The 13,170-nt window shown below is 35.8% G+C and carries 13 protein-coding genes and 1 pseudogene; 11 read left to right on the forward strand and 3 right to left on the reverse strand.

All coding sequences use genetic code 11. The annotated features are described in order from the left end of the window. The first annotated feature begins 138 nt into the window (after positions 1 to 138). The 8 genes and pseudogenes from A3835_03625 to A3835_03660 all read left to right on the forward strand — a co-directional run bounded on the left by A3835_03625 (position 139) and on the right by A3835_03660 (position 9,226). Positions 139 to 2,091 (forward strand): chemotaxis protein, encoded by a 1,953-nt coding sequence (locus tag A3835_03625; GenBank protein ORI08625.1) that lies wholly within the window; start codon positions 139 to 141, stop codon positions 2,089 to 2,091. A 538-nt stretch (positions 2,092 to 2,629) separates the two neighbouring features. After that, a complete protein-coding gene (locus A3835_03630) occupies positions 2,630 to 5,410 on the forward strand; it encodes a nitrate reductase catalytic subunit (protein ORI08626.1) in 2,781 nt (926 codons plus the stop codon). Further along, on the forward strand, positions 5,411 to 6,178 hold the full coding sequence (locus A3835_03635; protein ID ORI08627.1) for a ferredoxin-type protein NapG: 768 nt from the start codon (positions 5,411 to 5,413) through the stop codon (positions 6,176 to 6,178). It abuts the gene before it with no gap. Then, positions 6,175 to 6,966 carry a quinol dehydrogenase gene (locus A3835_03640; protein ID ORI08628.1) on the forward strand — a complete coding sequence of 264 codons (792 nt, stop codon included), beginning with the start codon at positions 6,175 to 6,177 and terminating at the stop codon, positions 6,964 to 6,966. Before A3835_03635 ends, A3835_03640 begins: the two co-directional genes overlap by 4 nt. Then, on the forward strand, positions 6,963 to 7,490 hold the full coding sequence (locus tag A3835_03645) for a nitrate reductase (protein ID ORI08629.1): 528 nt from the start codon (positions 6,963 to 6,965) through the stop codon (positions 7,488 to 7,490). Before A3835_03640 ends, A3835_03645 begins: the two co-directional genes overlap by 4 nt. Then, a pseudogene (locus A3835_03650) lies at positions 7,490 to 7,956 on the forward strand (4Fe-4S ferredoxin). Before A3835_03645 ends, A3835_03650 begins: the two are co-directional and overlap by 1 nt. Then, the gene (locus A3835_03655) at positions 7,953 to 8,888 is read left to right on the forward strand and encodes a nitrate reductase (GenBank protein ID ORI08630.1); all 936 of its coding nucleotides are present in this window, start codon (positions 7,953 to 7,955) and stop codon (positions 8,886 to 8,888) included. The pseudogene A3835_03650 and the gene A3835_03655 overlap by 4 nt, the downstream one beginning before the upstream one ends. Beyond that, positions 8,885 to 9,226, forward strand: coding sequence for a nitrate reductase (locus A3835_03660; GenBank protein ID ORI08631.1), 342 nt, complete (start codon positions 8,885 to 8,887; stop codon positions 9,224 to 9,226). Before A3835_03655 ends, A3835_03660 begins: the two co-directional genes overlap by 4 nt. A gap of 150 nt (positions 9,227 to 9,376) precedes the next feature. On the opposite strand, the gene A3835_03665 is transcribed toward A3835_03660, so the two are convergent. Genes A3835_03665 through A3835_03675 form a run of 3 tightly spaced genes read right to left on the reverse strand, consistent with a single transcriptional unit; the run spans position 9,377 to position 10,818 of the window. Further along, complete coding sequence (locus A3835_03665) at positions 9,377 to 9,919, reverse strand: photosynthetic protein synthase I (protein ID ORI08632.1); 543 nt, start codon at positions 9,917 to 9,919, stop codon at positions 9,377 to 9,379. A 9-nt stretch (positions 9,920 to 9,928) separates the two neighbouring features. Beyond that, complete coding sequence (locus A3835_03670) at positions 9,929 to 10,396, reverse strand: hypothetical protein (GenBank protein ORI08633.1); 468 nt, start codon at positions 10,394 to 10,396, stop codon at positions 9,929 to 9,931. Further along, the gene (locus A3835_03675) at positions 10,396 to 10,818 is read right to left on the reverse strand and encodes a copper transporter (protein ORI08634.1); all 423 of its coding nucleotides are present in this window, start codon (positions 10,816 to 10,818) and stop codon (positions 10,396 to 10,398) included. The genes A3835_03670 and A3835_03675 overlap by 1 nt, the downstream gene beginning before the upstream one ends. A 137-nt stretch (positions 10,819 to 10,955) precedes the next feature. Here A3835_03675 and A3835_03680 point away from each other — a divergent pair, with 137 nt between their 5' ends. From A3835_03680 to A3835_03690, 3 genes are read left to right on the forward strand one after another with little or no spacing between them, the layout of a single operon-like run. Beyond that, positions 10,956 to 11,921: a hypothetical protein gene (locus A3835_03680; protein ID ORI08635.1), complete on the forward strand. Its 966-nt coding sequence runs from the start codon at positions 10,956 to 10,958 to the stop codon at positions 11,919 to 11,921. Positions 11,922 to 11,923: 2 nt separating this feature from the next. Then, positions 11,924 to 12,163, forward strand: a complete 240-nt coding sequence (locus A3835_03685) for a hypothetical protein (GenBank protein ID ORI08636.1) — start codon at positions 11,924 to 11,926, stop codon at positions 12,161 to 12,163. Continuing rightward, on the forward strand, positions 12,156 to 13,169 hold the full coding sequence (locus tag A3835_03690) for an alanine racemase (protein ID ORI08637.1): 1,014 nt from the start codon (positions 12,156 to 12,158) through the stop codon (positions 13,167 to 13,169). The genes A3835_03685 and A3835_03690 overlap by 8 nt, the downstream gene beginning before the upstream one ends. Position 13,170: the final 1 nt, after the last annotated feature.

Consider the following 13,170-nt stretch of genomic DNA (forward strand, 5'->3'; position numbering starts at 1 on the left):
AACTATCTAAAATGAAAAAATAATTCAAAATTATTATTTAATGTATACATCACTATTTTGTAATTAATATTATTTAATACTATTTAATATAAAAAAATATACAATCGCACCTTAAAAATTTTTGTAAAAGGAAAGTAAATGCGATCAATTGCAAACAAAATATCTTTAATGCTCATACCGGCATTATTCATATCATTCTCACTAATATCTTTAGCCAGCTACAATACAGCTCATGATAAAGCCATTGAGTTAGTAATACAAACTCAAAAGCAAATCTTAAAAGATGTGAAAATCGCACTAAATAGCTTTTTTACTAATAATCAGTATGCTATAGAAAAAATGGCTGAGACTCTTAGTAAGATAAGCGAGAAAAGTGGTGGCTCGATGAATGCTGATGGTATAAATTTAGCTTTATCTCAAGCAAAAGCTATATCTGGAAAAGAGATCACTCTTGTTTATGCTGGATATGAGGATGGGGCTATGTTTAGATCAAATGGGCAAAATAAAGCTGGATATGATCCAAGAGTTAGAGGATGGTATAAACAAGCTAAAGCCGAGAATAAACCAATATATACTGATCCATACATGGCAGCTTCATTAAATGCGATGGTTATAACTTTTGCTGCACCTATTAAAAATATTGGAGTTACGGGCATAGATGCGTCTATTGAGGAATTGAGCAATAATATATCGCAAATCAGTAAGACTGAGTACAGCTATGCTTTTGTTACAGATCAAAATGGCAACGTTATAATGCACCCAAATAAAGAATTAGTCGGTAAACCTCACGAGATCGCTAAAAGCCTGATAAAACAATATAATGAAAAGAAATTTGATGAAAATGGATTAATAGCATATAAAAATACAAAAGGCGAAGATGTCTATGCCTATATGTTAGAGATAAATGATAAAGGTTGGTTGGCAATAACAGCAATGGATCAAAATATCTTTAGCTCGCATACTTTACCTATTTTAAAAGTTCAAATTATTTTAGCCTTTATATTTATAGTTGTCTTGTCTGCATTTGTATATTTCTTGCTAAAAAGATCGCTTAATCCGATTAAAAATATTACAGATGCTTTGGTTAGTTTCTTTAGGTTTTTAAATTTTGAGATAAAAGAGCCAGTTGTTTCAAAGGTGACAACAAAAGATGAATTTGGCGTAATGAGTAAACTAATAAATGATAATATTGCTAAAATTTTTGACAATGCCGATCAAGACTCTAGAGTGGTATCTCAATCTGTTGAGACTGCAAAGGCAATAGAAAATGGAAATTTAAAAGCAAGGATAGTAGATGTTCCAGCTAATCCAAAACTAATTGAATTAAAAGATGTCTTAAATAAAATGCTAGATGTTTTGGAAAAAAGAGTCGGTAGCGATTTAAATATGATCCAAAAAACTTTTAATGATTTTAGAAATTCTGATTTTACTTCAAGAATTTTGGATGCTAAAGGCAATGTCGAACTAGTAACAAACGAGCTTGGCGAAGAGATAGCTAATATGCTTGCATTTAACCTAAAACAAGCACAATTCTTAGAAGAAAAATCCAAAAATTTAGATGCATCAATGAAACAAGTAACTCAAGGTGCTAGCACACAAGCAAATTCTCTCCAGGAAAGTGCTGCTGCGATCGAGCAAATGAGTAGCTCAATGAGTGCAATTAGCCAAAAGACTGTAGATGTTATAAAACAATCTGAAGAGATTAAAAATATCATCGTTATTATTAGAGATATAGCAGATCAAACTAACTTACTTGCCCTAAACGCCGCTATCGAAGCAGCACGTGCTGGTGAGCATGGACGAGGCTTTGCCGTAGTTGCCGACGAGGTGAGAAAACTAGCCGAGCGCACCCAAAAGTCACTTGGCGAGATCGAAACTAATGCAAATATACTTACTCAAAGTATCAATGAGATGAGTGAGAGCATCAGAGAGCAAAGTGAAGGCATAAATATGATAAATCAAAGTGTAAGCCAGATAGATAGCATTACAAAGCAAAATGTTGATATCGTGAGCTCAACGAATGAAATCACTGCCCAAATCGATGAAATGGCTAAGACGATAGTAGCCGATGTTAAAAAGAATAAATTTTAACCTTGCGGCTTGATATTTAAAATTTCATTAATATTTCATCCTCAAAATTTGAGGATGAAAATAACTCCTTTTTATCTCTAATCTTAAAATTATTTTTTGTTTTATAAATATAATAAAGTTTTTAAAAATAATCTAATATTTATAGCTTTATAGTGATATTACTAGTTAAATTTTTATAGATTATGTTTGCTGTAATGTAATGAAAATTATTAGAATTTATCCTTGTAATTATTGATATTTCAGTAAGGATATAAAATTTTTAATAATACTTTATGTTACTTTTTTACTCAAATATTTAAAAACAATTTTACTTTGTTTTCTTTAGCTTTTTGATAACTACTCTAAAATTTTTAAATTTTATTAAATAGTATTTTCTTTTAAAATCGTACTTTGTGAGAAAATTAATATTTTTATGTAGAAAAATATTTACATTTTTAGCTTAAGTTTTTTGAAATTTTTGTAAATGTAAATCAGTTGTAAATAAGTTTTACAAGGTTAATATCAATTAAATTTGTTTTAAATCTTTAAAGGAGAAAGAATGAATCGACGAGAATTCATAAAAAGTGCTGCAGCTAGTGCTGCTTGCGTTAGTGCTGGTATAGCCGTACCAAGCTCGCTAAGTGCAGCAAGCGAAGCCGAAAAAGGCTGGCGCTGGGATAAAGCCGCTTGTAGGTTTTGTGGGACAGGCTGTGGTATCATGGTCGCTACAAAAGAAGGCAAGATAGTAGCTGTAAAAGGTGACCCAGAAGCGCCAGTAAACCGTGGTCTAAACTGTATCAAAGGCTACTTTAATGCTAAGATCATGTACGGCGAGGATAGGATCACTCATCCGCTTTTGCGTGTAAATGAAAAAGGCGAATTTGATAAAAAAGGTAAATTTAAGCAAGTAAGCTGGAAGCAAGCATTTGATGTTATGGAGGCTCAGTTTAGAAAAGCGTATGATGAACTAGGCCCTCACGGTATCGGAGTTTTAGGTTCTGGTCAATATACTATTCCAGAAGGTTACGCTGCCATTAAGCTTATAAAAGGTGGTTTTAGAAGCAACAGTATTGATCCAAACGCAAGACACTGTATGGCAAGTGCGGTCGTTGGCTTCATGCAAACATTTGGTATAGACGAGCCATCAGGCTGTTTTGATGACATTGAGCTTACAGATACTATTGTAGCTTGGGGCGCAAACATGGCTGAGATGCACCCAATCCTTTGGGCGCGTGTAAGCGATAGAAAGCTTAGTGATCCTGATAAAGTAAAGGTAGTAAATTTAAGTACATATTCAACTAGAACTTCAAACCTAGCTGACATCGAGATCATTTTTGCTCCATCATCTGACCTTGCTATCTGGAACTACATTGCTCGTGAGATAGTTTATAACCACCCAGAGATGATTGATGAAGAATTTGTTAAAAAACACTGTGTATTTACAACCGGTCCAGCCGATATCGGATATGGTCTTCGCACAGACATTAATCATAAAAAATATGCTCCAAGTGAGCTAGACACTGCTGCTACTGAGAAGTCAAAGGTACTAAGTGAGGCTGAGGGTGTTACACTCGCATATCTTGGACTAAAAGCTGGCGATACACTAGAAAATAAAAATGCTGCAAAAGCTGGCGCACATTGGCAAATAACATTTGAAGAGTTTAAAAAAGCTCTTGATCCTTACACACTTGACTTTACTGCAAAGGTAGCCAAGGGCGATCCAAACGAAGATATAGAAGAATTTAAGAAAAAACTAAAAGCACTTGCTGATCTTTATATAGAGAAAAACCGCAAAGTTGTTAGTTTCTGGACGATGGGCTTTAACCAACACCAACGTGGTACATGGGTAAATGAGCAAGCTTATATGGTTCACTTCTTGCTTGGTAAACAAGCACTTCCGGGCTCAGGAGCGTTTTCTTTAACTGGTCAACCAAGTGCGTGCGGTACAGCAAGAGAGGTTGGAACATTTGTTCACCGCTTGCCAGCTGACATGGTTATTGATAATCCAAAACATAGAGAGATAACTGAAAAAATTTGGAAACTTCCTGCCGGAACACTAAGTGGTGTACTCGCTTCTCACTACGTAAAAATGATGCGTGATCTTGAAGATGGTAAGGTTAAATTTATCTGGGTTCAAGTAAACAACCCATGGCAAAATACTGCAAATGCAAACCACTGGATCAAAGCGGCTCGTGAGATGGATAACTTCATCGTTGTAAGTGATCCTTATCCAGGAATTTCTGCAAAAGTAGCCGACCTTATTCTTCCAACTGCGATGATCTATGAAAAATGGGGTGCTTACGGTAACGCTGAGAGAAGAACGCAACACTGGAGACAGCAAGTACTTCCTGTTGGTGAAGCGATGCCTGATATTTGGCAAATGATGGAGTTTAGTAAGCGCTTTAAGCTAAAAGATGTTTGGGGTGAGAAAAAAGTAAATGACAAAGTTACACTTCCAAACGTGCTCGATGCTGCAAAAGCTATGGGATATAGTGAAGAAGATACGCTATTTGATGTACTTTTTGCTAACGAAGAGGCTAAGAAATTTAGTGCAAACGATCCTATTATGGAAAACTATGACAATACAGAAGTATTTGGCGATAGCAGAAAAGTGATAGGTTCAGATGGCAAAGAATTTAAAGGATATGGATTTTTCGTTCACAAATATCTTTGGGAAGAGTATAGAAAATTTGGCGTTGGACATGGTCACGACCTAGCCGACTTTGACACATATCATAAGGTAAGAGGTCTTAGATGGCCGGTAGTTGATGGTAAAGAGACTCAGTGGAGATTTAACACTAAATTTGACCCATATGCTAAAAAAGCTGCTCCAAATGAGAAATTTGCATTCTATGGTAACAAAAATGCAGCACTTCCAACAGGAGATCTAAAAGGCGTTACAAATAAAGATAAAGCATCTCTTGCAAATAAAGCAAAAATTTTCTTCCGCCCTTATATGGATCCATGCGAGATGCCAAGCAAAGAGTATCCATTCTGGCTATGTACTGGTCGTGTTCTAGAGCACTGGCACTCAGGCACTATGACTATGCGTGTTCCTGAGCTTTACAGGGCTGTTCCAGAGGCACTTTGCTATATGCACGAAGATGATGCTAAAAAACTTGGCGTAATGCAAAACGAGATCGTTTGGGTTGAATCACGTCGTGGCAAGGTAAAAGCAAGAGTCGATCTAAAAGGTAGAAATAAGCCGCCAGTAGGTCTTATCTATGTGCCTTGGTTTGATGAAAACGTATTTATCAATAAAGTAACACTAGACGCTACTTGCCCACTCTCAAAAGAGACTGACTATAAAAAGTGTGCGGTTAAAATTTACAAAGCATAGGTGAGCGATATGGGATTTTCAAGTAGGCGAGAGGCTTTAAAATTTGGAGCAAAAGTAGCGCTTTTAGCTCTTGGCGGAGGCTTTGTTTGGTCGCTTAGTGCCAAAGCTTCGCCACTTATGCTTCTTAGGCCTCCTGGTGCAAAAGAAGAGAAGCAATTTTTACAAAGCTGCATTAGGTGTGGGCTTTGCGTAGAGGCTTGTCCATTTGATACGCTAAAGCTTTCATCGCTAGAAGATGGCATAAGCATTGGAACGCCTTATTTTGAGCCTAGAAAAATTCCTTGCTACATGTGTGAAAATATCCCTTGTGTGCCAGCCTGTCCGACTGGAGCTTTGGACGTAAATTTAGTAAGCACAAAAGGTAAGCTTGACATAAATAAGGCCAAAATGGGTGTTGCGGTGGTCGATATGAAAAACTGCGTGGCATACTGGGGCATACAGTGCGATGCTTGTTACAGGGCTTGTCCTCTTTTGGACAAAGCCTTGTATCTTGAATATCGCCGTAACGAAAGGACGCAAAAGCATGCCTTTTTGCTTCCAGTGGTCGATAGCGACATTTGCACCGGATGTGGTTTATGTGAGCGAGCCTGTATCACTAAAAAAGCAGCCATTACCGTGCTAAACCGTGACGCTGTGCTTGGCAAAGTAGGCGATAACTACGTCAAAGGCTGGATCAAAGAAGATGAAAGACGCATAGACGATGCAGACAGCAAAATAAAGCTTGACATTAAAAAAGCGACTGATTATCTAAATGGTGGTGAGCTATGAAATTTTTAATCTTAAGACGAATAACTCAAATTTCTATCCTAGCACTATTTATCCTAGGAAATTTTTATGGAGTTAAGATACTTAGCGGAAATTTAAGCTCATCTTTGCTTTTTGGAAAAATTCCACTAAGCGATCCATTTGCTTTGGTTCAAATTTTACTTGCAAGCTTTAGTGCCGGCATAAATGCAATTATTGGAGCTGGCATTATCTTTGCATTTTACGCGCTAGTTGCTCCAAGAGCGTTTTGTTCGTGGATATGCCCAATAAATTTACTAACAGATATCGCTTTTAAATTAAGAGAAAAATTTGGCTTTAAGGGCGAAAAAGTCTTAAATGTGAGTAAAAATTTACGTTATTACTTGCTGGCTCTTGCTCTTATATTAAGCCTTGCTTTATCTTACCCGGTATTTGAGAGCGTTAGCTATATTGGCATTATTCAGCGTGGCATTATTTACGGCTCGGCTAGTGCTTTAGGTATAGCGGTTGCGATCATTGCTTTTGATATGTTTGTGTTAAAGCGTGGCATTTGCTCGCATGTTTGTCCGCTTGGTGCCTTTTATGCCATCATCTCAAAATTTGCCCTAATTAGAGTAAAACATGATGCCCAGGCTTGCACAAAATGTATGAAATGCAAGCTTATTTGTCCAGAGATGCAAGTGCTTGACATGATCGGTAAAGAGAGCCGTGCGGTAAGCTCAAGCGAGTGCATAAGCTGTGGCAGGTGCATTGATGTTTGTGGAGACGGGGCATTGAAATTTAGTATTAGAAATTTAAGGAGAGAAAAATGAAAATAAAAATAATGATGCTTGGAGGATTGTGTGCTGCGTTTTTTGCGGCATGTACTTTTAATAATCCAAGTATTAGTGATTCGCAAATCGGCTTTAGAAATATCGATTTGCTAGACGATAAAGACGTTGTATTAAAAGATGTGAACTACACAAAAGAGCCAGCTGGTATGTCAAAGAAATTTGATAGGTCTTTTGAAAATGCACCACCATTTATCCCACACGATACTGAGGGTTTAGTACCTATCACAAAAGATATGAATATGTGCGTAACCTGCCATATGCCTGAGTTTGCGAAAGATAGTGGAGCAACACCGATACCATCATCTCACTTTTATGATATCAGAAACAAAAAAGATCTTGCAGGCAAGCTTGATGATGAAAGATATAACTGCACAACATGCCACGTTGAGCAACAAAATGGCGTAACGCAGCTTGTTGGCAATAAATTTAAGCCTGATTTTAGAGATAAAAACGGCACTCATAAGTCAAACTTGCTAGATGTTTTAAACGATGGTGTTAAATAATGCAAAGCAGGCGAGAGCTTTTTAGTAAAATTTTGGGGGCAAAATCTGCTCCCAAATTTATAACTCCGCCATTTTTTAGCGGAGAGTTTGACTGCGATGGATGCGATGCTAGCTGCGTAAATGCTTGTGAAAAAGAGCTTCTTAGCTTTGAAAATGAAAGGGTAGTTTTTAAAGTTAAAAAGCTGGGCTGTGACTTTTGCGAAGAGTGCGCAAAGGCTTGTGAGAGTCTTGGTAAGAAGACATTAAGCCTAAGCTCACCAAAGAGTATAAACGCAAAAGTTAGTATCGATGTTTCTAGCTGTCTAGCATGGAACGATACGATCTGCTACAACTGCCTTGATGCTTGCAAATTTAAAGCAGTCGAATTTCTTGGCGTTTTTCGTCCTATTGTTAATCAAACTGCGTAAATTGCGGTGAGTGCTTTGATGTTTGCTTTAAAAATTCACTTCAAATGGAGGCCTTATGAGAGCTTTGTTTTTTATTTTTTGTCTATTAAATTTTATTTTTGCAAGCGAGATCACCACTCCATACAAGCAAATAGAAGCTAGTGCAAATGTGCTAAACACAACGCTAATAAATGGCAAACTCTTTATCGCGACTGATGGAGGGACGGTTGAAATTTATGATCCTAAAGAGTCTAAATTTGAAGAGATCATTAAGATGGATGATATAAAAACCTACGTTAGTGATCATGAAAGACCAAAAATTCTAAACGTTGATGAGTTAAATGGCAAGATACTTATCCTAAGTGAGGGTGACTATGCTACAAAGGTGCTTTATATAAGAGAAAATGGGCAGATGAAAAGCATAAAAATACCAAATCAAGCGATAAAAAAGGCATTATTTTTAGACGATGAGCATATTGCACTTGCTTCAATCAGCAATGAAATTTACTTTTTGAACTTAAAAAGTGGTGAAATTTATGATAGCTTTAAAATTTCAATTGCAATGCTCTCAGATATGGAGATAAATGAAGATAGAAGCACGCTGGCTATCGCTTGCGAGAGCGGGAAAGTCTATTTTTATAATATAAAAGCTAAAAAAATGGATCAAATTTTAGACATTCATACAGACAATATCTATGACATCTCATATAAAAATGGTGTCATGATCAGTGGAGGTACCGACAGGATCGTGGGGATATTCTCAGCTGGAAGCCTAAAAAAGATAAATACCGGCTTTTTGGTCTATGGCGTCGGCCTTAGCGATGATGGAAGAGTGGCGGCTTATATGAGTGATGAGATGAGTGATGTGAATTTAGTTGATAGTGTGAGCCTAGAGAAGATAGCGATGTTAAAAACCGGACAAAGCACTATAAATAGTATAGTTTTTATAGGAGATAACGAGGTTATAACTTCTGCCTATGAGAAAAAAATTTTATTTTGGAGAGTTAGATGAATATTTCAAGTCTGATAGTCTATACAGATAATAAAAATGAGAGCGTCAAAGCCGAAATAAGCAAACTAAAAGAGTGCGAGATCATAGCTGATGCAGATGATAGGATCGTAGTTGTTGTTAGCTCAAATGGTATCGAGGATGAGATAAGAAATTTTAAAGTCATAGAAGCTATCAGTGGCGTAGTTAGCGTTGCAATGGTTTATAGTTATCAAGAAGATGCCGAAGAAAATAGACAAAAACTAGAAGAAAGCGGCAAAATAAGTGAAATTTTAATGAACGATAATGTAAAAGCTGAAGATATTGCATATGGCGGCAGTGTACACTATAAGGTTAAGTAATAAAAAGGGTTAAAGCTCTTTGGCTCTTTTTAGAAATTTTTATTTTTAGCTCTATAAATTTTTAAATCCTCTTTGTTTGATTCTTGGCAAGTAGACAAAAATAATTTTAATTTCTACTAATCCAGATAGGCTACTAGAATTTTATAACTTTTAAGGCCTATCTTTAATTAGATTTAAAAGATTCTCTGCAATGTTTTCATTTGTTAGATTTGAAATTTCTTTGTAGAAATTTCCAGCTTTATCGATTAGGTATATCGATGAGCTATGTGCGACCGAATATCCCATGGCGGAGTTTTCAAGACGTACTTTTTGAAATTTTACGCCGTAGTTTTTCGCCACTTCTTTTAAAGCATTTAGTTTTAGCCCATCGGCATCTTTGTAGAAATTTTTTGCCATCAGTGTTAAATTTTCAGGAGTGTCGCGTTCAGGATCAAGTGTAATAAAAAGCAACTCAAAGTCATCTCTTTTTAGCTTGTTTAGTTCATCGCCAATCAAAGAGAGCGCAGTAGGGCAGACATCGGGGCAAAAAAGATAACCAAAATATATAACTTTGTACTTTCCGTCATAGTTTTTAAGACTTACTTCACCATTTTGTGAAAGTGCCTTAAAATCATACTTGTTTGGCTTTATTAGCAAAAGTGCAACACCTATACAAATTAAGATTATTATTAAGCCCCAAAATGCCTTTTTCATCGTTACCCTCTATAATTTTAGATCAAGATCTACAAAAAAACCAGTTTCTTTTTCGTCATCAAGCACTTTAAATCGATATCTCATAAGCTCGACAACACAAGCACTTAGCACTACTTGAGCAGTTAAGTTATCGCCTCTTGGCTCAAGTCTTGCTTTGATTGATCCCATATTCATATTTATGCCATCTATCTCAAGACTAGGATTTTTTAGCCCTAAATTTTTACCGTTAATGATTTTAAAGCTAAAAGGCCTCATGGCATAAATAGGTCTTGGTGAGATATCTATTTTTAGCCTTACGCCTTTAAATTCTATCTCACAAGATTTATTGTTTAGATCACATTTTAAAGGATCTAGCGATGTGTTTACATCGGCAAATTCAGGTGGATCTTCCTTGCTTGTTGTCATAAGCTTATAGCCTATCGAACAAGCACCTAGAACAATAAAGATAAATGAAAAAATAATTATGATTTTTTTCATTATTTAAAGTTTTTAGTTACTCCGATATTATCAAGCTTTATGCTCTCGCCATTACTAAATTTTAGCTCTAAATCAACTTTATCACCATCTTTTAATGGCTTATTTAGATCCATAAGCATAATGTGTAGACCGCCAGGAGCTAGTTTTGTTTCGCCATTTTTTGGGATCACTGCATCTTCGATTTGAACCATAGCCATCATGCCATCATTCATTTTGTGTGTATGAATTTCTGTACTTTTGCAAACGCTTGAGTGAGCACCAATAAGCTTTACATCAGAATTTGAAGCATTTTTTATATCCATAAAAATTGCACTATTGTTTGTGCCAGGTTTTGTATCTCTAGCTCTAACATTTTCTAGGCTGATATCAGCCGCCATAAGAGCAGAAGCTGCAAGCATCGCACCAAAAACGATTTTTTTCATATTTTTCCTTTGTGATAAAATTAATAATGGTTTTCACATTATACATTTAGAACTACTTAATTTACCTTTAAAATCTAAAAATATAAATTTTTTAGGATATAATTACGGACTAAATTTTACTTTTTGGGATATTTCACTTGAAAAAAATTATATTTTTCTTCATCGCGTTATCGCCTTGTCTTTTTGCCCAAAATTACGAAGAAATTTACTTAAAAAATGGCTCTGCTGCTGTTATTGATGCCATCGAAAAAAATATTTTAAGTAAGGATTACTGGCTAAAAAAGCTTGAAGGCAAGGATGTAAGATATGGGTATTATGACAATGAGATACTTCTAAGTGTAGTTGATAAAACTAAAAAGAAGCTTGAAGTAATCTCTTATAATGGCGGCATTACAAAAAAGCTTTTTAGCTCAAGTGTTATAGTTGGCAAAAATGGCGATAAGCTTCTTGAAGGCGATCTAAAAACACCGGTTGGAGTGTATCAGCTTACACGTAGATTTACGCCAAATGATAGATATCTTGGCCCACTTGCATTTTCGCTTTCATATCCAAATTTGCTTGATAAACTTGCAAAGCGAAATGGCGGTGGCATTTGGATACATGGCTATCCACTTGATGGTCAAAGGACAGATGAGCTAAAAACAAAAGGCTGCGTGGCTATGCAAAATGATACTTTGATGAAATTTGATGATGTGGTGGATCACAAAAAAACACTTGCATTTATCTACGAAGATAAGCGTCCAGAAGCTAGTGCAAAAGATATTGCAGTGATCATTTCTGGACTTTTGGGCTGGAAAAAGACATGGAGCGAGAGCGACATTGAAAACTATCTTAAATTTTACGATAAAAACTTTGAGCGATACGATGGTATGAGCTTGGAAAAATTTAAAAGTATGAAGCGGGCTATTTTTTCTAAAAAAGAGAAAAAACGTATTAGTTTTTCAAATTTTCTCATCACGCCTTATCCAAATCTTAAAAACGATAGGCTTTTTCGTGTGAGTTTTTATGAGGATTATGTTTCAGATACACATAAATTTGCTGGGCAAAAGACACTTTATGTAAAGCTTTATAACGATGATATGAAAATTTTTATAGAGGAGTAAAAGTGGAAAAATCTCAAGAAGTAAAAGAAAAAATCGAGAAAATTTTAGAGGCAAGAGCTGCTTTTTTTGCTGAGCTTGATCGCCAAGTTCCAAAGAAAAATGGCACTGATGTTTTTGATTTTAGCAAAGTAAAAGAGGCTGATCTGAAAGAAATTTACGCTAAATTTTATGCATTTGACTATAACGTAAGAAAACTTTTACCGGATGTTTATGCTGCTTTTAATGTGAATTTTAATGTCTGAAATACGCCTGAATAAAGCTTCATATATCCATAACCTCACTCAAATTTGTGCTAAAGCCGGTGGCAAAGAGAAAGTAATAATTGTATTAAAAGACAATGCTTATGGCCATGGCGCAAGGCTTATTGCAAATGAAGCTAAAAAATTTGGCATAGAAATTTGTGCTGTAAAAAGTGAGTTTGAAGCAGATGAAATTTCTGACATATTTGAAAATATTCTCATTCTCTCACATATCCCAACCGGAAATGAAAGTAGTAAATTTATTTATGCGATAAATGATATAGAGGCACTTTTAAAGATAAAAGATGGCTCAAAAATCAACCTTGCAATTGACACTGGTATGCATAGAAATGGGCTTGATATAAGCGAGCTTGATTGTGCGTTTGAAATTTTAACAAGAAGGAATTTAGAGCTTCTTGGAGCTTATACGCATTTTCGTGCAAGTGATGAGCTAAATGCTGATTATTTTGTGCAAAGGGAAAATTTTAGGGCTGCAAAAGAGAAAATTTTGGCTCTTTGCGATGAGTTTGGTATAAAAAAACCGATCTTTCACTCTCACAACTCAGCTGCGCTTGAAAGAGCAAGCAAAATCGATGATGATATGGTGCGTGTTGGCATCGCTCAGTATGGATACACTCAGTTTGGTGATAGTTTGGACTTAAAGCCAGTACTTTCACTATGGGCAAGAAGAGTTAGCAAGCGTATTTTAAAAAGTGGTCAAAGTGTTGGATATGGTGCTAAATTTAGCGCAAAAGAAGATATAAATGTAGCCACTTATGATCTTGGATATGGCGATGGATTGCTAAGATACAACGGACTTGGCGAGCTAAGACTTGCAAATGGCGAGCTAGTACTTGGTAAAATTTCGATGGATAGCTTTAGCTGTAAAGATAGTGGTGAGTGGGTCTGTGTGCTTGAGAATGCAAATATTTGGGCAAAATTTTTTAATACGATAAGTTATGACATTTTAGTAAAGCTCTCGCCAAACATCACTAGGAAATTTATATAAA

This window comes from Campylobacter concisus, assembly GCA_002092835.1.
Taxonomy (GTDB): domain Bacteria; phylum Campylobacterota; class Campylobacteria; order Campylobacterales; family Campylobacteraceae; genus Campylobacter_A; species Campylobacter_A concisus_K.